Origin of the sequence: Candidatus Parakkermansia intestinigallinarum (assembly GCF_944389695.1) — a bacterium.
Taxonomy (GTDB): domain Bacteria; phylum Verrucomicrobiota; class Verrucomicrobiia; order Verrucomicrobiales; family Akkermansiaceae; genus Akkermansia; species Akkermansia intestinigallinarum.
The window spans coordinates 105,374-125,655 of sequence record NZ_CALXNG010000003.1 but is presented as its reverse complement, the minus strand read 5'-3'; the positions used below and the strand labels follow the sequence as shown (position 1 = coordinate 125,655).

The window sequence follows — 20,282 nt, the reverse complement described above, 5'->3', positions numbered from 1 at the left end:
CTGCGGCTGTCTTCATGTGGTCAAAGGGCGGCAAGGCCGGGCTCTTCCGCATCGGCGGGAGAGCTGTTGCTCGCCGCGGTTCATTGTACAGGGGGGCGGCCCGTATGACAAGCCTGAAGTGGGCTTGCGATGGCGGGTTCACGCGCTTTCATTCGATTCAGCCCTCAGAGAAGCGAGTGCAGGCGCGTTGGGCGAAGACGCTTCGGCGTTGTAGCGTGACAGTCGTCCGTTAATCGTCCGTCTTGCGCCGATGATGAGGAGGTGCCGTATGCTTCTGCCGGTATGAACTGAGCGGGTTGGCAATATCGCAATATGTGGTATAAAATCGAGAAAATCAGTCAAAGTTATGAAATAGAATGACTGAATTTATTGATTTTATACTTGATTTTATTGAAGGCGTTTTGTAAACTACAGGAAAAGTAGTCATGCTTCATTTCGAAAGAATCCGGCGTGTTTTTGCCAAGTATAACAACCTCATGAGGAGCCGTGATTTGATAGGCGAAGGTGTGGATCATTACACTCTCCGGCGTTTTTTGGATGCCGGTTACGTTCATCGGGTTGAGCGAGGGGTATACCTTTGGGCTGAGCAGGAGCCGGGCAATGAGCTTTACCTTATCCCTTATCTCTTTCCGGAATGTCTGATCTGTATGGACAGTGCACTGTTCATTTACGAGTACAGTGATCGCATTCCGCTTTGCTGGCATCTGGCGGCACCGCAACATGCGTCGAGAAGCAAGTTCAAGACGCGTCGGTTTCCTGTCCGAGTTTATTTCCGCCATGAACCAAGCTTCTCCATCGGGGCAACGGAAATGGTGTATGACGGTATCCGTATCCGCATTTATGACCGCGAAAGGACGATATGCGATTGTATACGTGCGCGCAACCGCATGGACAGGGAGATCTTCAACAAGGCCATGGAGGCGTACGGTCGGGATCCTCTGAGAAATATATCGACGCTTCTCGACTACGCTCGCCGATTGAGAATAGAAAACATGACCCGAGAAATTATTTCATTATACCAATGACTAAGAATCCGCCGGCTTCCTTGTTACAGCGACTTCGAAATGAGGCTCGGCGAAAGGGGATAAGTTATCAGCAGGAGTAGATGTTATTCTGCCATCCGGAATTTTTGCGACGTCTGAGCCGTAGCGTCTACAGAGATCACTTAATTCTCAAAGGCGGTCTCTTTCTTTATCTTGTGACGGACTGTGAATCCCGACCGACCTTGGATGCGGATTATTTGCTACATCGGTCGGGCAACAGCGAAGAGAATATTCGTAAGATGTTATCAGCTATATTGCAAAACTCCTCGCCTTTTGAGTTTGTGAAATTTTCGATACGTTCCGTAACATCAATCACCGCAAATCGTTTGTATCACGGATTTCAGGCTAAGTTGGATGTCACGATCATGAATGAAAGGGTTCGTCTCAATATTGATATAGGGGTGGGGGACACCATTGTTCCAAGCCCTCAGAAGTTGGATCTCAAGACAATCCCCGGCGATGGAGAGCTCGTCACTGTTTTGAGCTACTCCGTAGAGAGTTTGATTGCGGAGAAGTATGACGCTTTTGTGCTGCGAATGGAGCTTTTCAGCCGCATGAAGGATATCTATGACATCGTTTTTCTGAGTCAAACACGTTGTTTTGACGGTGAACTTTTGCAAAAAGCGATTGCTGAGACCTTGCAGAAGCGGGGGACGCCCCACGACGCTCGTACGTTCCGTAGGTTGTCGGATTTAAGAGATTCGTCGGTAATGCGTAAGAAATGGAGCAATTTCCGTGCACATATGAACCTAAAATCGGATGAATGGGGCTTTGATCTCGTCATGCAGCGCTTCGGTGAGTTTCTGGAGCCCCCGGTGACTGCTATGGTGAATGGTTTAACCTTTTCCCAAGCGTGGGATTGCGAGTCGGGTTGGGCGTAGAGATAGTTGACTTCTTTCGGCGTCTGTACGCGATGCCTGATGACGGTCTGCAAATAAGTTTGCCAAGGGGAGGCTTTCGTGCTATGCTGCGCTCATGGCTCGCTTCGCCCTCATTTCGCTCGGTTGCTCGAAAAATCTTGTGGATTCGGAACTCATGGCCGACGGCTTGCTGGCGGCGGGTTATGAGAAGGTTGAGCCGGAGGCGGCGGAGGTGTTGCTGATCAATACTTGCGCTTTTATCGACCCGGCTAAGCAGGAGGCGATTGATACGATTCTGGCGGCGGCTCGCGCGCGCGAGGCTGGCGAGTCTCCGGCCGATCAGAAGATTGTGGTAACGGGCTGCTTGTCGCAGCGCTACGCTAAGGATTTGGTGAAGTCTCTGCCCGAGGCGGATTGCTTCGTGGGGGTGGATTTGATTGGTGAGATTGTGCCGATTGTTCAGGCGGTGCTGGAGGGGCGGGCTGATAAGATTTACAGCACGAAGGTGTCGACGCTGCTGCCGGATTTCTCGGCGTCTCGCTTTCGTTTGACGCCGTCTCACTATGCTTACGTGAAGATTGCGGAGGGCTGCAATCATGCTTGTGCGTACTGCGCGATTCCGCGCATTCGCGGCCGCCATCGCAGCCGTCCGCAGGCGAATGTGCTGCGCGAGGTGCAGGGGCTTGTGGCTCGCGGGGTGAAGGAGATTAATCTCATTGCACAGGATACGACGTATTACGGTATGGATCGCTGGGAGCAGAAGGCGACGAAGACGAGCGGGGTGGATTCCGGCCGCGGTGAGTCGCTTGCTTCGCTGTTGCGCGAGATTAACGGGATTCCCGGCGATTTTTGGATTCGCGTGCTCTACACGCACCCGGCGCATTGGAGCCGCGAGTTGATTGAGACGATGGCGTCTTGCGAGAAGGTGGTGAAGTATGTGGATATTCCCTTGCAGCATATTGCGGATCACATTCTCGAGGAGCAACGGCGCATGACGGATGGCGATGATATTCGCCGCTTGCTGCGCGAGATGCGCGAGGCGATGCCGGATATCGGTCTGCGTACGACGTTTATCAGCGGCTTGCCGGGGGAGACGGAGGAGGATCACGCGGAGTTGCGCGATTTTATCCGCGAGTTCCGTTTTGAGCGCGCCGGGGTTTTCCCGTATTCGCGCGAGGAGGGGACGCTGGCCGCCAAGATGAAGAATCAGGTGCACCACGCGACGCGCAAGCGCCGCGCCAATGAGTTGTCGATGATTCAGGCGGGTATTGCCGATGAGCTCGGGCAGGCTGCCGTGGGTAAGACGATTCGGGTGCTGGTGGATGAGCCGGGGCTCGCTCGCGGGCCTTGGGATGCGCCGGATGTGGACGGTACGATTCATGTTGATCCGCAGTTGCCGGTCGGTGAGTTCGCCGAGGTGATGATTGCGGATGCGATTGCTTACGAGCTTTTTGCCGAGGGTGCCGAGGAGGCGTTCTCGCAGGATGAGTCGGGCTGCGAGCTTTGAGCGGAGGCGGCGGAGGCTGCGGTGTCTGCGGAGGCTTGGAATCTGCGGAGACTGAGGAGGCGGCGGAGCTTTGACCTGTGCCGCCTGCGGGTGCGGCTTAGCGCGCGCCGCTGAGGCCCGTTTATCGGTTTGCGAAAAAGCCCCGCCGTGCGGTACGGCGGGGCTTTTTCGTGTTCCCCCCTCAGGGGAGGAGGGGGAGGAGGCGCGGGGCGCGGCTTGCGGGCTGAAGCGGAGCAGGGGGCTTACGAGCTCAGGGGGCAGGCGCCGGGCGCGGGAGCGGCGGGCGTGTCATCCTCGGAGTCATCGTCGCTGACGGGTGCGTACTGGACGCGCACTTGGTTGACGCGGCGACCGTCGGTGCCCGTCACGGTGAAGATGTAGTTTTTCACGCGCACTTCCTCGCCGCATTCGGGCATGTGGCCGAGGCGATCGGTGATGTAGCCGCCGATGGTGGTGATGCCGCCGTCGCTTTCGATTTCGCCGATTTTGGGCAGGGCTTCCTCGAGGTCGAAGAGGGCCATGGAGCCGTTGACGATGTATTCGCCGCGACCCGTGGGCATGAAGTCTTCGGTGTTTTCGGCTTCAAATTCGTCTTGGATGTCGTCGCCGACGATTTCTTCGAGGACGTCGTCGAGGAAGACGATGCCGAGCGCGTCGCCGTATTCATCGACGACGAGGGCGAAGTGCGTTTTCTCTTTCGAGAAGAAGTCGAGCAGGGTGTCGAGTTTCATCGTCTCGGGCACGACTTTGAGCTCGCGTGCGACGCTTCTCACGTCGGGCTGGGGCATTTTGACGAGTTTGAGCATGTCTTTGACATGCAGCCAGCCGCAGACTTTGTCGAGGTGTCCGTCGACGAGCGGGAAGCGGCTGTGGCGGCTGTTGGTGACGATGTCGAGGTTTTTCTCGAAGGGGGTGTTGATGTCGAGCAGTTCGACGGAGCTGCGCGGCACGAGGATGTCGCGCACGCTGCGGTCGTTGAGCTCCAGCGCGTTCATCGAGATTTCGGCCTCGGTTTCGGTCACTTCGTTGCTGCGGCCGCTTTCTTCGACGATGTGTGCGATTTCTTCGGCGCTGTGGTGGTTGTTCGGCGAGTAGTGGGGGTCGACGCCGAAGAGGCGGTGGGCGATGATGTTGGCCGTGTTGTTGAAGAGGTTGATGACGGGCGCAGCGATGCGGGCAAAGCGCACCATGGCCGTGGCCGTGCCGAGTGAGACTTCAAGCGGGTGGCGGATGGCCAGGCTCTTGGGTACCAGTTCGCCGAGCACGACGTGTGCGAAGGTGAAGAGGGTGTAGGCGACGATGTAGGAGATGGTGCTCACGACGCCGGGGGCCAGATGGCAGTAGTAGGAGAGCGGCGGCGCGATGAGGGCTTCGATGAAGGGTTCGCAGAGGCCGCCGAGTGCCAGTGAGGCGATGGTGATGCCGAGCTGGTTGGCGGAGAGGTAGGCGTCGAGGTGGTTGACGATGCGGATGGTGTTTTTGCGGCGCCGCACTTGGGCTTTGGTCTCGCCTTCCTTTTCCAGCAGCTGGCTTTCGCGCACGCGGGCTGCGGCGAATTCGTTGGCGACGAAGAAGGCGTTGAGGAAGAGGAAGAAGCCGGTGCCCAGCAGGAAGAGGATGATTTCTCCGAAGGTGGGGTAGCTCCAGGTGAGTTGGGCGATTTCCTCTTGCGTCAGAAAGATGTTCATAGATCAGTTATCAGGTGGGGTGCAGAGATGCGGGTGCTTGGAGTTGCAGTCGTCGGGGGAGGGGGAAGGTGCAGCGTGGCCGGGCGTCGCGATAAACGCAGATGTTGCGCGGTCAGAGTTTTTCGTAGACGCCGGTGTCTCGTTTTTGCAGGACGGTGAAGCCTGCTTTTTTGGCGTCCGTGTACGAGGTGGGAGCAAGAAGCTTGGGGACACTGACGGTGCTGATTTTTTTTCGCACCGGGTTCTTGCAGTACAGACAATGGGTGAGCGGAGCCCTGTCGGCGGGTCGCATCAATTCAAAACCCTTGCGGCAGATCGGGCACGATCGACCGGGGTCATCGGGGTTTTCGGAGATATACTCGTAGATTGGCATAGCGTGCGCGGGTTATTCCGTACAAGAATAACCCGCGCTGCAAAAGGTGTCAAGTTCGCAGTTCGTCTTACCAGCTGGATTTCGTGACGCCGGGAATCATGCCGGCGTTGGCCAGCTCGCGGAAGGCGATACGGGAGAGGTGGAAGCGACGCAGGAAAGCGTGGCGACGGCCCGTGAGCTCGCAGCGGTTCACCAGGCGAACAGGGGAGGCGTTGCGCGGAAGCATCGTCAGACCGATGTAGTCGCCCTCTTTCTTCAGCTTGGCGCGGAGCTCAGCGTAGCGAGCGGCGACAGCTGCCTTCTTCTTGTTTCTTTCGATCCAGCTTTTCTTAGCCATAACTTTGTGGGGGAAGTATTTACAGTAACTCGACGGAAAAGTCAAGCGAAATTTTGTATTTCGCCTCAAAAAGTCGCGCTGCGCGGCCCGGGGGGCTCAGACGGTGCAGGCGCCGCCCGCGCAGCCTTCTTCGCGGAGGCCGTCGCTGTTTTCCGCGGAGAGGAAGTTCTGGTAGTAGAGGGTTTTGATGCCGAGGTTGAAGCATTCGATGATTTCGGCCAGCACGTCGCTGAGGTGCAGGTGACGGTCGGGGGAGCGCAGGGCGTTGGAGTACTGGTTGAGGGAGATGGACTGGTCGACGAATTTTTGGATGCAGGAGATGAGGCGGAAGTAGTCGATGTTGTTGAACTCGTCGCTCCAGGCGGTGGTGTAGTGGTTCCGGCCGGTTTTGTAGTAGGGGACGAGTTGCTTGATGGTGGAGTTTTTGTCGGCTTTGACGGTGACGAGTTCTCGCGGGGGCTCGACGCCGGCGGTGGAGTTGGAGGGTTTGCTGGAGTTGCTGGCGGGGGGGATGGCGCAGAGGGTTGAGTGCCGCAGGCCGTGCCGGCGGATGGAGTCGCGCAGGCTTTCCCAGTCGCAGAGCAAGGGGTAGTCGTTCCAAGCGTGGCGCCGGTAGCGGTCGAAGACGACTTGGCCGTCGGCGTAGATGGTGTCCTTGAAGAGGGGGCAGGGGCCTTTTTCTTTGGCGAGTTCGTTCGAGGCGCGCAGCAGGTGGTAGTAGAAGCTTTCCATGATTTCATGGATGTGTCGGCGCGCTTTGCTGCTGTTGTATTTGAGTTTTTTGCGGGCGAGGTAGCCGAAGAGGTTGGAGATGCCGATGCCCAGTGTGCGGCGGTTGCGGGCGGCGTATTCGACTTCGGGGATGCTGTAGTCGGAGGCGTCGATGAGTTGCTCGAGGAAGTTGACGAGGAAGTGGGCAACTTTCGGTATTTCGGCGCTGCGGGTGTAGCCGAGGTTCATGTTGCCGAGGATGCAGCAGGCGATTTCCGGCTGCCCTTCCGAGCCGTCGAGCGGGCGTGCCGGCAGGGAGATTTCGGTGCAGAGGTTGGTGAAGTAGAGCGGTTCGCGGAAGCTGGAGTTGACGAAGTTGTCGGCGAAGGTGAAGTAGACGCGCCCGGTGATGGAGCGCTCGAAGATGAAGAGGTTGAGCAGTTCCCAGGCGTTGACTCGCTTTTTGTGCGCGTCGGGCAGCTCGGCTTCGTAGCGCTCGTAGAGTTCGGCGAAGCGATCGCGGTAGCCGAGGGCTTCGTAGAGCCCCGGTACTTCGTTCATGTGGAAGAGGCAGATGTCTTGGCGCTGAAGGGCTTTTTGCAGAAACCAGCGGTTGAGGATGATGGTTTGGTCGATGTGCCGGGTGCGGTTTTCCAGAGAGCCGCGCGAGTCGCCCAGCTGGCTGAAGAGCTCGATTTCGTAGTGAAAGAAGGGCATGGTGACGTTGGCTGAGCCCGAGCGCGAGATTTGGCTGAGCGAGCCGACGGCGGCTTCAAAGGTTTTCATCAGCGGCAGGATGCCTGCGTGCTGCATGCGCGCGGGTTTGCCGATGTCTGCCCCGATGCCGCGGATGAAGGAGGCGTTGAGGCCGATGCCGGATTTGGCGGCGGTGCACTCCATGATTTTGCCGACGGCGCGGGAGAGGGAGAGGGTGGAGTCCCCGGCGCTGATGAGGTTGCAGGAGATGTAGCGGCGGTAGTCGGTGCGGGCGCCGTTCATGATGGGGGTGGGCAGCGAGATTTTGTGCTCGGAGAGCAGTTCGTAGCCCGTGCGCACGAGGGTGTGGCGGCGTGCCGTGTCATCCATGCGGGCGAAGATGGCCATTGGGATGAGCATGTAGATTTCCTGCGGGACTTCGATGAGTCGCCCGTCGCGGCGAATCAGGTATTTGCCGTGCAGTTGGCTGAGGGCTGAGTAGGGCGTCTCGTTGTCGCGGTCGTAGTTGATGAGTTGCCCGAAGACGCGCATTTCTTCCGGGCTGTAGCGGAGCAGCTCGCGGCTGTAGTAGCCTTTGTCGATGCGCTGCATGACTTCGCTACTGAACTCTCGCGCTTCGTAGCGACCGTAGACTTCTTTGCGTATTTTTTGGTTGAGGAGGCGGCCGGCGGCGATTTCGTAGTCGGGGGTCAGTTCGCTGATTTTTTCGGCGGCGGCTTGGATGAGGGCGTCTTGGATGTCGACGGAGCGGGCGCCGTCAAAGATTTTGAGGCGGGCATCCATGATGATGCTCGAGTGCAGGACGGCGAGTCCTTCGCAGGCTTTGCGGACGTGTTCGTGGATTTTCTCGGGGCGGAAGGCTTCGCGCTCGCCCGAGTTTTTGATGATGGTGATGGTATCGAGGTTGATGCGGGAATCGGCCATTTATTTGAGGCGGGCTTGAAGTTTGCGGATTTCCGAGTCGGTGATGGACTGGTCGAGGATGTCCATTTTGTAGTTGAGGATTTCGCTTTCCTGCGGGAGGTTTTCGGTGAGGTCGTTGTTGATGTAGGTTTCGACCCATTCGAGCGGATTCTGCGTTGCGCCGGAGAAGAGGGGCGGCTCGCCGATGGCGCGCAGGCGTTTGTCGGTGAGGTAGCGCAGGTAGAGGCGGGCGAGGTCCGGGGTCATGCCCAGGAAGGAGCCTTTGCGGAAGAGGTAGCCGATCCATTCGTATTCCTGATCGAGCGCTTCGCTGTAGAGCTCGGCGATCTGCGGCTGCCAGTACTCCCATGCGTCGCGGAAGCCTTCTTCGGGCGCGGTGCGGAAGAGGCGCAGCAGGTATTGCGTGATGGCCAGATGCAGGTTTTCATCGCGGCAGATGAGTTGCAGGACTTTGCCCGTGCGCTCCATGAGGCCTTGGCTGTAGTGCATGCTCCAGACGGTGGCGAAGCCGGAGTAGAAGCGGATGCCCTCCAGAATGTTGATTTCGATGAAGAGGCGTACGATGGCCCTGCGGAGTTCCTGTTCGAAGGCGGGGGTGATGGTTTGCCCTTTGATGAGTTTGTAGTTGTATTCGGTGACGGCGTTGAAGCATTCGTCGTAGGGCTCGGAGATGCTGCGCGTGAGTTTCACCAGCTCGGGGATGGAGAAGGAGGCGTCGAAGACGGCTGTCGGGTTGTCGTAGACGGAGCGCAGGATGTGGGTGTAGGATTTCGAGTGCTTGTCGATTTCAAAGTGCTGCCAGACGGTGATGCAGGCTTCGAGCTCGGGCAGGGTGATGATGCTGCCGAAGCTTTGCAGCAGGCCGCGGCCTTGGATGGAGTCCAGAAAGATGAGTTTTTGGAGGACGCCGGTGTAGGCGTGTTTCATCGCGTCGCTCAAGAAGCGGAAGTCCTGCTTGTCTTTCACGCAGTTGACTTCGTCGTGCGTCCAGTCCTGCCCCATCATCTTGTCGGCCATGGTGTCGAAGAAGGGGTATTTGAGGACGTCGTAGCGCTGCGAGTTTTTCCCTTTGCCCAGAAAGAGTTTTTCGCTGTTGAAGTTGATGTAGTCGGGGGTGTAGATGCTCTGTTGCCTCATGCCGGTGTTGTTGATTGCGGGCGTCGCTCGGGGCGGCCCGTGTCGCGGGCATTATAGGGGGCGGCCGCTCTTTGTACAGCAAAAAAGAGGGCGGATGCTCCGGCCCGCGTTTTAGAGTAGCCGGCATTCGGAGGTTTAATCGCTCTGCTTTCACGGGCTTTCACCTTAGAATGACTCTGAATTGAGAGGGGGATTTTTTTGCGTCATGTGAGCCGGGTGAGGCGGGGGGTGCGGGAGGGGTGTTTCTACCCGCTTTGCAACGGCGGACAGCGGCTCCGTGTCTGATCGGCATGGACAGTCATACCGATGTGAAGCCGCCCTTGGGCGTTTCGACGGAGTTTGAAGGTGATGCCCCGTGCCCTGAGACGGATGTCTTTATCGAGCGCGCGGAGGGTCGCCCGCTTTCTCTTCTGTGGTCGCTCTACGTCGAGAGCAGCCACCGCGAGCCCGAGTTGCCTTCGCCTGCGGAGGCTGGACAAGAACCCTAACTCCTAAAACGATGAATCAAACACCTAAAAAGACCGGTTCGCCCGGCGGATCCGCCCTCAAGATGGGCGTCTTCACGCTGGCGATGATCAATGTCTCTGCGATTGTGAGTCTGCGAGGTTTGCCGGCGGAGAGTACCTACGGGCTGAGCTCCGCCTTCTATTACATCTTCGCGGCTATCTTTTTCCTCATTCCCGTGTCGCTGGTCGCGGCCGAGCTCACCACCGGTTGGCCGCAGAAGGGCGGTGTGTTCCGCTGGGTGGGCGAGGCGTTCGGTACGCGTTTCGGCTTTCTGGCGATCTGGCTGCAGTGGATTGAGAGTACGATTTGGTTCCCGACGGTGCTGACCTTCGCTGCGGTTTCCATTGCCTTTGTGGGGCCGAATCAGAGTTGGGATGAGGCGGTTTCCGCCAACGATTACTACGTGCTCATCATGGTTCTGCTGGTTTATTGGGCGGCGACCTTACTCAATTTCCGAGGGATGAGCATGAGCGGCGCGATCACGAAGTGGGGCACCCTGATCGGAACGGTGATTCCGGCGGCTCTCCTCGTGCTCATGGGGCTTGTTTACTGGGCTTCGGGCAATACTCTTGATATTTCAATGGCTCCCGGGGAGTTTTTCCCGGATTTGACCAATTTCAATAACATTGTTCTCGCTGCCAGTATTTTCCTGTTTTATGCGGGCATGGAGATGAGTGCCGTGCACGTCAAGGATGTGGATAATCCCGGCCGCAATTACCCCAAGGCGATTTTTATTGCTTCGGTGATGACGGTGGCGATTTTCGTGCTGGGCACACTCGCTATCGGCTTTATTATTCCCGAAAGCCAAATCAATCTCGTGCAGAGTTTGCTGGTGGCGTTTGATAAGTTCTTCGCTTACTTTGAGGTGCCTTGGCTGGGGCCGGCGATGGCGGTTTGTCTCGCTTTCGGTGTGCTGGCTCAGGTGGTGGCTTGGGTGGGCGGCCCGTCGAAGGGGCTTTTGCAGGTGGGCTGTGCCGGTTACCTGCCGCCTTTCATGCAGAAGACGAACAAACGCGGTGTGCAGGTGGGCATTTTGCTCTTGCAGGGCGGGGTGGTGACGCTGCTGTCGATTTTCTTCGTCGTGCTGCCGAGTGTGCAGACGGCATACCAGATTATCTCGCAGCTGACGATTATCCTGTATCTGATCATGTATCTGCTGATGTTTGCCGCCGGCATTTATCTGCGCTACCGCGAGCCGGACACGCCTCGCAGTTTCCGCATTCCGGGCGGCAAGTTCGGGATGTGGCTCGTGGGCGGGCTCGGGCTTCTGGGAAGCGTGATTGCCTTCGTGCTCAGCTTTGTGCCGCCGAGTCAGATTCCGGTGGGCAGCCCTGCGGTGTACGTGGGTATTCTGATTGTCGGCATGCTGGTGTTTGCGGGTATTCCTTTCATCATTTACGCGATGAGGCGCCCTGAGTGGGCCGACCCGCGCAGCGTCGCGGAGTTCGAGCCCTTCGGCTGGGAGAAAGCCGGCCGCGGCGGGGCCTCTGCCGCATCGTCGCACCATGCTTCTCAAAACACTGATTCTTCCGAACAATGAACACGACTGCCATATCTGCGGATCAGATCCGCCAATGCCTTCAGGAGGCGCACGACCGCTTCCTGTTGGCTCCGGGAGGCAAGAATGCCTCTTACATTCCGGCCCTAGCAAGGGTTGATTCCAAGCTATTCGGGCTCGCTGCCGCGACGGTGGACGGGCAGGTGATTACCGTGGGCGACAGCGAGGTGCCCTTCGCGATTGAGTCGATTTCCAAGGCCTTCAATTTGTCGCTGGTGATGGATGTGTTGGGCGCTGCAACCGTGCGGCGCAAAATTGGCGCGGAGGCGACGGGCGAGGCCTTCAATTCGGTCATGGCGCTCGAGTTGCACGGCGGCCGCCCGCTCAATCCGCTTGTGAATGCCGGAGCCATTTCGGCCGTCAGTCTGGTGCCGGGCGGCAATGCCGCAGCGGTGTGGACGAAGATGATGGCGCGCTTCACCGAGCTGGCCGGCCACGAGTTGCCGGTGATGAACGAGGTCTATGAGTCCGAGAGCGCGACCAATCAGCACAATAAGGGACTGGCTTGGCTCTTGGATAGCTACGGCTTTTTGTACAATGACCCGACGCAGAGTGTCGACCTCTACACGCGCATGTGCAGTCTCGCCGTCTCAACGCGCGATCTGGCCGTGATGGGGGCCTGCTACGCCGCCGGCGGTATCAACCCGCTCACGACGCGCCGCGTGGTGCGCCGCGAGCACGTGCCGCAGATTTTGGCCGATATGATGATGGAGGGGCTCTACACCGGCTCCGGCGACTGGCTCTATGCCAACGGTCTGCCGGCCAAGAGCGGCGTGGGCGGCGGCCTCGTCTGTGTGGTGCCCGGACGTCTCGCGCTGGCGGCATTCTCGCCTCCGCTGGATGAGGCCGGCAATTCGGTGCGCGGCCAGCTGGCTCTCAGTTACGTGATTGATGAGCTGGGACTGAGTCTTCTTCGCTGAGTTCCGCGTGGGCTCGTTGCCCGCCGTCGGGTTCACCGGGAGGCGGTGAAGCTGAGTGACAAGAGCCCCCGCCGTCGCGACGCGACGGCGGGGGCGATGGCATCGGGCTCTGCCGGGCTGCGCTCCTTGCCTGCGCCCGTGGCCCGAGTCGCTTCGACGCTGAGAGCGCCGAGGGTATGGAAGCCTTGCGTTATTCGGGGAGCTGCTCGCCTTCGACGATTTGCTCGAGGGTCTGGCGCTTGCGGATGATGCTCCATTTGTCACCGTCGACCAACACCTCGGCAGCCAGAGGGCGCGAGTTGTAGGTGGAGGACATGCTGAAGCCGTAGGCTCCGGCGCTCATCTCGGCCAGAACCTCGCCGGGTTTGACGTCGGCAATGGCGCGGTTCTGCGCCTGGAAGTCGCCGGATTCGCAGATCGGGCCGACGATGTCTGCCGTGATGGTGTCGCCGCTGTGTTCGCTGACGGGCCAGATTTCGTGATAGCCTTCGTAGAGGGCGGGGCGGATGATGTCGTTCATGCCCGCGTCGATCATCTTGAAGGTCTTGGCTTCGCCCTTCTTCTCGCAGACGCAGGTGGTGAGCATGACGGCGGCATTGCCGATGATGCGGCGGCCGGGTTCAACGAGAATCTTGAGCCCCAGCGGCTTGAGCAGCGGCACAATGGCATCGGCGTAGCTCTGAATCGTGATCTGCTCGGGGTGAGCGGCCCACCACTCGGGCTTGCCCGAAGCCAGACAGCCGTCGTAGACGATGCCGATGCCGCCGCCGATGGACCAGAACTCGATGCCGTAGAGCTCTTTGAACTTGAGCGCGATGGGCGCCACCTTCTCGATGGCCATCACAAAGGGCGCCACTTCGGTGAGCTGCGAGCCGATGTGCATCTGAAGACCGCGGATGTGCAGGTTGGGCATCTCGGCGGCGATGGTGGCGTAGAGCTCTTCGATGCGGCTGATGTCGACGCCGAATTTGTTCTCGTTTGTGCCGGTGGTGATGTATTTGTGCGTGTGGGCGTCGACGTTCGGGTTGACGCGGACGGCGACCGGAGCCTTGACGCCCATCTCTCCGGCGATGCGGTTGATCTGGCGCAGCTCGTTCTCGCTTTCGCAGTTGAAGCAGTAGATATTCAGACTGAGCGCGTAACGAATCTCGGCCTCCGTTTTGGCAACACCGGCGTAGGTGCAGAGAGTCGGGTCGCCGCCGGCGTTGACGATGCGCCAGAGTTCGCCGCCCGAGACGATGTCGAAGCCGACGCCCTGCCGGGCCATGAGGTTGAGGATGGCTTTGTTCGAGCAGGCCTTGACGGCGTAGGCGACGTGGGCGTCGAGCGGGGCGAGGGCCCGCTGAAGCTCAGCGAGGTCGTCGGTGATGGTTTTGCGGCTGTAGACGAAGGTCGGGGTGCCGACGGCGGCGGCAATGTCGGCCAGATTCACTCCCTCGCAGTGCAGGGAGCCGTTTTTGTACGCGAATGCATGCATGCTGTGTTTCTGTCTGTTGTTTGAAGGGGGGAGTCAGCCTTCGGTCGGGAGGCTGATGCTGTCGTTGCGTTTTCGGCCGCAGCGTGAGCCTTGCGGCTTTTTTCGGCGCCGCTGTCGTCGATGAGCTTGGCGATCCAAGCGAGATCCTGCGAGTTCTCCATGGCCAGCTTGAGCAGCACCGTGATCGGCACCGCCAGCAGCATGCCGCAGGGGCCGAGCACCCAGCCCCAGAGCATGACCGAGAGCAGCACCACCGACGTGGCAATGCCGAACTCCTTGCCGAGGAAGAGCGGCTCAATGCAGTTGCCGATGGCCGAGTTGATGGCCAGATAGCCGCCGGCGACGACGAAGGTCTCCGTCCACGTGCCCAGCAACATGGCCAGCAGAATGGGAGGAATGGCCGCGGCAATCGAACCGATGGTGGGGATGTAGTTGAGCAGGTAGGCTACCAGCCCCCAGAGGAAGGCGAAGGGAACGTTCATCCAAGCGCAGACGCCCCACGCCAGCAGCCCCGTGATGGCGCTGGCAACCGTTTTGATGAAGAGGTAGCGCTGGATGCCCAGCACGGCATGGACAACTTTGCTCTTGCTCTCTTCGGAGTTGCCGAGGCTGTCGAGGTTGCGGCGGAAGAGGGGTGTTTCACCCAGCAGGAAGGTCATGAGCACGAGCACGAGGGCGGTGGAGGTCATGAAGCCCGTGAGAGCCTGCGTCATGGAGAGGACGTTTTGCGGGTTGATGATCTCGGTCGGCGAGCTGATCAGCCCGCGGGCTTGCTCGCCGATGCCGATGTTGTCCAGAAAACCCATGAGCTCCTCATACTTGCGCGTGAAGCGGGCGATGAGGTCGCCCTGAAGAGTGGCTTTCATGTCCGCCGCCAAGAACCTGATGAGCATGAAAACGCCGTAGATGATGGCGCTGTCGACGACCACGGTCAGAGAAACGGCCAGCCAGTGCGGAAATTTCAGATAGCGGCGGAGCGCGACCGTTACCGAATAACTGATGACGGCCAGAAAGCTCGCCATGAGGATGGGAACGACGACGGAACTTGCCTGTTGCAGCCCGAGCAGGATGATGATGATGGCGGCCAGAGTCAGCACGACGCCGGCTCCGTCTTTGAGATAGAGGCGGTTGGTGTAAGGCTGTGAACGCTTTCTGTTGTCTTCGGGAATCACGCGCGACGCATTGTACACAGGCGGATGGCGGAATGCAAGAGCAATGCTGCCCCATGACGAAAAAAGGCCGAGGCTTCAGTCCGCGCGAAATATCACGCTGGTTTTCACGTCGGCGGCCACCGCGGCGCCGCCGCGACGGGCCGGGTGAAAGCGCCAGTGTTTGAGAATCCAATCGCGGGCGGCTGTGTCAAATTCACTCCGACCGCCGGAGCGGGTGATGTGCACGGCGAGGGGGGTGCCGTCCGCCCCGACCTTGATGAGCACGCCGACGCTGCCCGAGTAGCGCCCGGCTCGCATGTCGGGCGGGTAGGGCGGCGGCGGCGCCTCGAGGTAGCGCGGCGGGCTGTAGGAGCCCGAGGAGCCCGCCGCGGCGGCGGCGCGGGCGTCGGCTGCACGGCTGTTTGCCGATGGGGCCGCGCTGCGAGCTTGGGGCGCCCTTCGTTCCTGTCCTGCTGCGCGCGCCGCCTGCCGCGTCGGGGCGCCTGCTCGGGGAAGGGACGGAGCTGCGGGGGAAGCTGCCGGGGCGTCAGCGGATGATATCTCCGTACTGGGGAAGGCAATTTCAGCGGTCATGGCGGCGAGGAGCACGCCATCCTCCGCCGGGGCTTGCGGGGCGATGTCGAGCTGCGGCTCCGGGAGCATCACGGGGCGGGGCTCTGCTGCCGCCGGTTCGGGCAGCAGACGGAGCGGGGGGTGGAGAGTCGCTGCGAGGGCCGTGAGGTCGAGGGCGGGGGGGATGGCCGCGCTCTCCGGCTCAGCCGGAGGGGACGGGACGCAGAGAGCGGCCGACACGCCCGGCGCGACGGGAGACGTGGCCGAACCGTCCGTGTGCAGGCCGGGCAGCAGCAGGAGCGCCGCGAGCGCAGCCGACAGGAGCAGCACGGCGAGGGCTGCCCGTCTCAGCAGCCTCAGGCGCTCATGGTAAAGCTGCACGGGGCTGACGCGGCTGAAGCGCTCGAAGCGGCTCATGGGTCAACGGGGAGGCGAGGTTTCCGCAGAGGGTGGCTCCGTATCAGAGGCGCAGGGCGTGGCCTCGGAGGAGAGTGGCTCTGCCTCGGAGACTTGAGCCGGGGTTTCGGCAGAGGCTTGCTCCGCTTCGGCTGCGCAGGGCGTGGCCTCGGCCGAGGGTGGCTCCGCTTCGGGGGCCTGAGTCGGGGGGGCAGCAGGTGACTGTCCCGCTTCGGCGGCGGGGGGCCTCACCGCCGCTTCGTGGACCTGCGAAACCTCGTGCCCCGCGCCGCGACCGAGGCGCTGCGGGTCGATCCAATACAGATGCGCCTCGGCGACCTCATAGGGGCCGGGGGTGGAGAAGCGGCATGAGTCGCAATCGGGAAAGCGAACATGGCTGCGGCAGGACAGCAGCACGAGGTTTTCCTTGTGCCCGGGCAACCAGACGGCGAGTTCGGCGACGAGGCGATCAACTTCCGCCATGGCGGCGGCGCGTTCCGCGTCGCTGCCGGCTTGCTCCATGGCGGCGACGGCGGCATCCATGCGGGCATCGGCGAGCAGAAAGGGAGCGTCGTAGCCGCGGGCGTCGCTCGTGAAGAAGCGGCGATAGTCCGGCAGGGGGCTGCTCGCCATGGTGGCCCAGAAAATCAGCTCATGCTCGCCGCGCTGCAACTGAGAGGCACTCAGCTGCCAAGGCAGGGGCTCGAGGCGGAGCTCCAGACCGCACGCCGCAGCACGCTGAGCCAGCAGTGAGGCTGCCGCAGAGTTTTTTTCGCTCGGCGTGTAGCCGAGGCGAACGCTGAGGCGTTGCCCGTCCGCGCGGCGCAGAATGCCGTCGGAGCCCGCTTCGCCGTAACCGGCGCGCGCGAAAGCGGCGCGGGCTGCGGCCGGGTCGTAGCGACAGCTAGGCGTATGACGAGGCGTCAGCGCCCCGTAGCCGGAGCTGAAGGTGCCCAGCTGCTCGCCCTCTCCGAGATAGAGCAACTCGAGAACGCCGGGCATATCCATCGCCTGCATGATGCCTCGGCGCAGGTCGGCGTCGGGCAGGCGCTTGGTATTGAAGGCGATGCCGTAGGGCGGCATGGGGTAGTCGGCGCGGAAACGGTGCAGCTCGATGAGCCCGTCGCGCACGGCCGGGTGCGTGCCCGATTCAAACTGATCGCGCCAAGCCACGAGGTCGCGCGTCTGCAGGAGATCGAGTTTGCCGCGCAGCAAAAATTCGCGCGCTTGAGCTTCGTCCGTCAGAAAGTGGTGCTCGATGGCGTCGACGTTGCAGGTGTAGCGTCGGTAGCGGCGTTTCTCGGCCCACCACCCGGCGACGCGCCGCAGCTCAATCATCCGCCCGCGCTCGATGCGGCCGATGGTGTAAGCTCCGCTTGTCGGCGGAATGCGCTGCCGGTAGAGCTCCGTGTAGTCGCTGCCGAAGTCGGCGTAGAAGGAAGGCTCCGCCGCATGCAGCAGAGCTGCGGCCTGAAGAGGAGCGCGGTCTCCGGCTTCGTGCCTCAGCTTCACCATCAGCAGATCGTCAGCCAGCACGCGGATCTCTGCCAGACCCGCTTCCTGCGCGGCCGCATCCGCAGCAGGGCCTCCCATCTCGGCCAGCCGACGTCGCAGGTGCGCCCCGAGCGCGTAGTCCCCTGCGCGAACGGGGCGCCCATTGCTGTAGCGAGCCTCGGCGTCGAGGCGAAAGAAGACGCAGCGCCCCTGCGTAGCCCATGCGCAGGCGACCCCCGGAATGGCTCGGCCCGTCACGGGGTGGCTTTCCACCAGCGGCAGCTCGATGCGCTCAAAGCAGTTGTAGTGAAAAAACTGCGGACTCGGACTGCCGAAGGCGAGAAAGTTCGCCGGAAAGGGGCCGGCATTGCTCAGCCGCAGACACCCGCCCTTGAGAGCGGCGGGATCGCCGATCTCCGGCTCCTCAAGCCCCCGTTGCCAGTGGAGCTCGGCCGGCAGCTCGTCCTCGCAGCCGCGCAGAATGTGCAGCGCCTCGGGGCTGGGCGGGGTATGGGTGTCGCGCCAGAGCTCAGCCGGGTAATCCGCCGGCGGCAGCAGGCGTGCCGCGGTCTGAGCCGGCGGCGCACTGCCGGCCGTGCCGGAACACCGGCACAGCCGCAGCGCGAAGAGCAGCAGCACAACAAGTGCCGCCGCGACGAGCCATCGCGTCTTCATTGCGGCATCAGAACTTGATCGTCGCGCCGCCGAAGACGCCCACCCCCGCGTTGATGACGGAGCAGGCCGGATCGAGCCCCGCCGCCCCGTTGTAGCTCGGCGCCGTGATGAACTTCTGATTCGTCAGGTTCTCGACGCGCAAGTGCAGGGTGAGGTTCTCATTCACCTCGTAGCTTGCATACCAGCGCAGCATGTAGTAGGAATCGAGGCGGGGCTGGCCGACACTCCAGCCCGTGCGACCGCCCGCCGCCACGAGGCCGATACCCGTCGTGAGCCCCTCCAAGGGGCTGGTGTGAAGGTCGGCATACCAAGTCTGCCGGGCAGAATAGGCCACCTGACGGTCATCGCCCCCCAGCGGCTGCGCGAGCGTGCAGGCCAAGCGGTAACCCGTCTTGCAGTAGGGCTCGAACTGACCGTGCAGAGCCAGCTCGACGCCTTGGAGCGTCTGGTGCCCGGAGTCATTCACAAATCTGCTCGTCCACAGCCCGGTCTGCGGATCGAGACCCGAGACGGTGGTGATGGCGTCGCTCTTCTGCTGCCAGAAAAGCGTGGCGGTGAAACTGTGGTCGCGCACGATCCGCTGCTCGAAGCCCAGATCGACCGAGACACTCGTCTCGCAGTCCAGCTCGGGGTTGCCCCGGTAGAGACCGTAGCCGGAATCGTAGACCGCGCGGGAGCGCTGGAAGCTGCTCGGGGCGCGGTAGCCCGTGCCGACCGAGGCAAACACGCGCGAGCTCGAGTCATTGAAGCGATAATTGCTCGCGGCGCGGAACGTGAAGTGCGAGCCGTAGACGCTGCTGTTTTCGAGGCGCAGCGCCAAGGAGTTATCCCAGTTCTGCGCCGGCTGCCAGAGATGCTCGGCAAAGACCGTCGACGTCGTCTCGAGATTGCAGGAGGAGATGTCGCGTGCATAGTCCGCGCCCGACTCGACGCCGTAGTCGCTGCGCAGCCAGCTGAAGCCCAGCTGAGTCTTGTGATGCTCATTCCACGTGAAGCGGTTGCGCCACTCCAGCTGCACGTTGCGAAGATCGGAGACAAAGGGATACGTGGGGCTGCTGAGATTGTTGTCAACCCCGTAGTAGCCGGCCATCAGGCTCAGGGCGTAAAAGTCGTTGACTCGGCTCTGCCAGCGCGCCGTCACCAGATTCGAGCGGAAGCTGTAGCGCGAGAGCTCCTCGACCGCCTGTGCCGCTCCGTAGGCCGGGTATTTGCCGGCGTTGTTGTACGTCGCGTCCTCGCGGCGGTAGGTGAGCGTCAGCTCGTTGTCGTCGTTGAGGGCGTAATCGAGGCGCAGCGACTCCTGATAATTTCGATACAAACCTGCGTGCTTCAGCAGCGGCTTGCTGCCGTCCGCGTAGCTCAGATCATTGCCCGTGCGGTCGTAAGAGGCGTTGAGGAAGAAGGCGAACTTGTCCGTGCTGCCCTGAACGGTCGTGCTGTTCGTGTAACTGTCGAAGCTGCCCGTCTCGTTGAAAGTCGAGAAGCTCGGCTTGCCTTGCCCCTTCGGCGTCTCCATACAAATGACGCCGCCGATGTTGCCGCCGCCGTACACCGCACCCTGCGGACCTCGGAGCACCTCAACGTTGTCGATGCTCCGCAGATTGGTGCGCGCGATGACGTTTTGCGTGAGCGTGGTCGAGGTGTTGGTCAGGCGCATGCCGTCCATCATCGGCAACACATCGCTGCCGCCGCTCACCCCGCGAATAGTCACCGCCGTGTAGTTGCCGCGCTGGTAGTCGCCGCCCGGCAGCACGTAGAGCCCCGGAACTTCCGCCAGCGCCCCCGTGAGATCGTTGATGCCCTCCTTGAGCTTCTGCTTCACGTCGATGACGGAAACGGAAACGCCCGTCTGATCGCAGGGCAGCACCATGCCGTCGTGAGCCGAGACGGTCACGGGCGGCAACTCCGTCGCCGCAGCCTCTTCGGCGGCCGTCGGGGATGCCGTCGGGGATGCCGTTGCTGCGGCAGCCCTGCTTTCGCCTGCCGCAGCCGCCTGCGTCTCGCCGTTTCCGGCGTCGGGGCGGGCGGCGTCAGCCGTGTCGGATTGATACGTCCGATCTTGGTTATTTGTGTGGAGCTTCGCGGTCGCCGCCTCAGCGGCGGACGACTGAGCGAAGGCGCAACTGCCTGCCAGCGCAAGGGCAAGCACAACACGGATCGCACCCTTGGCGGGTGCCATGGTCTTGTCTTTCATCTGTATGGTTGCCGGATTCGAGGCAGTGCATCGCTGCCTC

At 61.2% G+C, this 20,282-nt stretch carries 16 protein-coding genes; 6 read left to right on the top strand and 10 right to left on the bottom strand.

Translation table 11 applies throughout. The features are described from left to right. The first annotated feature begins 425 nt into the window (after positions 1–425). The 3 genes from AC6UAL_RS01735 (at position 426) to rimO (ending at position 3,410) form a co-directional block, all read left to right on the top strand. Positions 426–1,025 (top strand): type IV toxin-antitoxin system AbiEi family antitoxin domain-containing protein, encoded by a 600-nt coding sequence (locus AC6UAL_RS01735; RefSeq protein WP_500681629.1) that lies wholly within the window; start codon positions 426–428, stop codon positions 1,023–1,025. An 80-nt stretch (positions 1,026–1,105) separates the two neighbouring features. Further along, on the top strand, positions 1,106–1,924 hold the full coding sequence (locus AC6UAL_RS01730) for a nucleotidyl transferase AbiEii/AbiGii toxin family protein (RefSeq protein ID WP_500681628.1): 819 nt from the start codon (positions 1,106–1,108) through the stop codon (positions 1,922–1,924). Positions 1,925–2,018: 94 nt separating this feature from the next. Further along, positions 2,019–3,410, top strand: coding sequence for a 30S ribosomal protein S12 methylthiotransferase RimO (gene rimO / locus AC6UAL_RS01725; protein ID WP_500681627.1), 1,392 nt, complete (start codon positions 2,019–2,021; stop codon positions 3,408–3,410). A 242-nt stretch (positions 3,411–3,652) separates the two neighbouring features. On the opposite strand, the gene AC6UAL_RS01720 is transcribed toward rimO, so the two are convergent. The 5 genes from AC6UAL_RS01720 to AC6UAL_RS01700 form a co-directional block, all read right to left on the bottom strand. Beyond that, positions 3,653–5,098: a hemolysin family protein gene (locus AC6UAL_RS01720; RefSeq protein ID WP_500681626.1), complete on the bottom strand. Its 1,446-nt coding sequence runs from the start codon at positions 5,096–5,098 to the stop codon at positions 3,653–3,655. 112 nt (positions 5,099–5,210) lie between these two features. Beyond that, entirely contained in the window at positions 5,211–5,471 is a 261-nt protein-coding gene (locus AC6UAL_RS01715; RefSeq protein ID WP_500681625.1) for an FmdB family zinc ribbon protein, read from the bottom strand. Positions 5,472–5,538: 67 nt separating this feature from the next. Continuing rightward, a complete protein-coding gene (gene rpsN, locus AC6UAL_RS01710; protein WP_500681624.1) occupies positions 5,539–5,808 on the bottom strand; it encodes a 30S ribosomal protein S14 in 270 nt (89 codons plus the stop codon). Positions 5,809–5,904: 96 nt separating this feature from the next. Next, positions 5,905–8,160, bottom strand: a complete 2,256-nt coding sequence (locus AC6UAL_RS01705; RefSeq protein WP_500681623.1) for a ribonucleoside-diphosphate reductase subunit alpha — start codon at positions 8,158–8,160, stop codon at positions 5,905–5,907. Beyond that, on the bottom strand, positions 8,161–9,297 hold the full coding sequence (locus AC6UAL_RS01700; protein WP_500681622.1) for a ribonucleotide-diphosphate reductase subunit beta: 1,137 nt from the start codon (positions 9,295–9,297) through the stop codon (positions 8,161–8,163). It abuts the gene before it with no gap. 290 nt (positions 9,298–9,587) lie between these two features. Between AC6UAL_RS01700 and AC6UAL_RS01695 the strand changes: the two genes are divergently transcribed. From AC6UAL_RS01695 to glsA, 3 genes are read left to right on the top strand one after another with little or no spacing between them, the layout of a single operon-like run. Then, positions 9,588–9,785: a hypothetical protein gene (locus AC6UAL_RS01695; protein ID WP_500681621.1), complete on the top strand. Its 198-nt coding sequence runs from the start codon at positions 9,588–9,590 to the stop codon at positions 9,783–9,785. A gap of 11 nt (positions 9,786–9,796) precedes the next feature. After that, entirely contained in the window at positions 9,797–11,344 is a 1,548-nt protein-coding gene (gene gadC, locus AC6UAL_RS01690; RefSeq protein ID WP_500681620.1) for a glutamine/gamma-aminobutyrate antiporter GadC, read from the top strand. Further along, positions 11,341–12,282: a glutaminase A gene (gene glsA, locus AC6UAL_RS01685; RefSeq protein WP_500681619.1), complete on the top strand. Its 942-nt coding sequence runs from the start codon at positions 11,341–11,343 to the stop codon at positions 12,280–12,282. Before gadC ends, glsA begins: the two co-directional genes overlap by 4 nt. A 190-nt stretch (positions 12,283–12,472) precedes the next feature. Here the strand turns inward: glsA and lysA are convergent, their stop codons facing one another. The 5 genes from lysA to AC6UAL_RS01660 form a co-directional block, all read right to left on the bottom strand. Further along, positions 12,473–13,759 (bottom strand): diaminopimelate decarboxylase, encoded by a 1,287-nt coding sequence (lysA, locus tag AC6UAL_RS01680; protein ID WP_500681618.1) that lies wholly within the window; start codon positions 13,757–13,759, stop codon positions 12,473–12,475. Beyond that, positions 13,711–14,931, bottom strand: coding sequence for an AI-2E family transporter (locus AC6UAL_RS01675; RefSeq protein WP_500681617.1), 1,221 nt, complete (start codon positions 14,929–14,931; stop codon positions 13,711–13,713). The genes lysA and AC6UAL_RS01675 overlap by 49 nt, the downstream gene beginning before the upstream one ends. 75 nt (positions 14,932–15,006) lie before the next feature. Then, positions 15,007–15,900 (bottom strand): TonB family protein, encoded by an 894-nt coding sequence (locus AC6UAL_RS01670; RefSeq protein WP_500681616.1) that lies wholly within the window; start codon positions 15,898–15,900, stop codon positions 15,007–15,009. 3 nt (positions 15,901–15,903) lie between these two features. Further along, positions 15,904–18,048, bottom strand: coding sequence for an ABC transporter substrate-binding protein (locus AC6UAL_RS01665; protein ID WP_500681615.1), 2,145 nt, complete (start codon positions 18,046–18,048; stop codon positions 15,904–15,906). Positions 18,049–18,055: 7 nt separating this feature from the next. Continuing rightward, a complete protein-coding gene (locus AC6UAL_RS01660; RefSeq protein ID WP_500681614.1) occupies positions 18,056–20,242 on the bottom strand; it encodes a TonB-dependent receptor plug domain-containing protein in 2,187 nt (728 codons plus the stop codon). Positions 20,243–20,282: the final 40 nt, after the last annotated feature.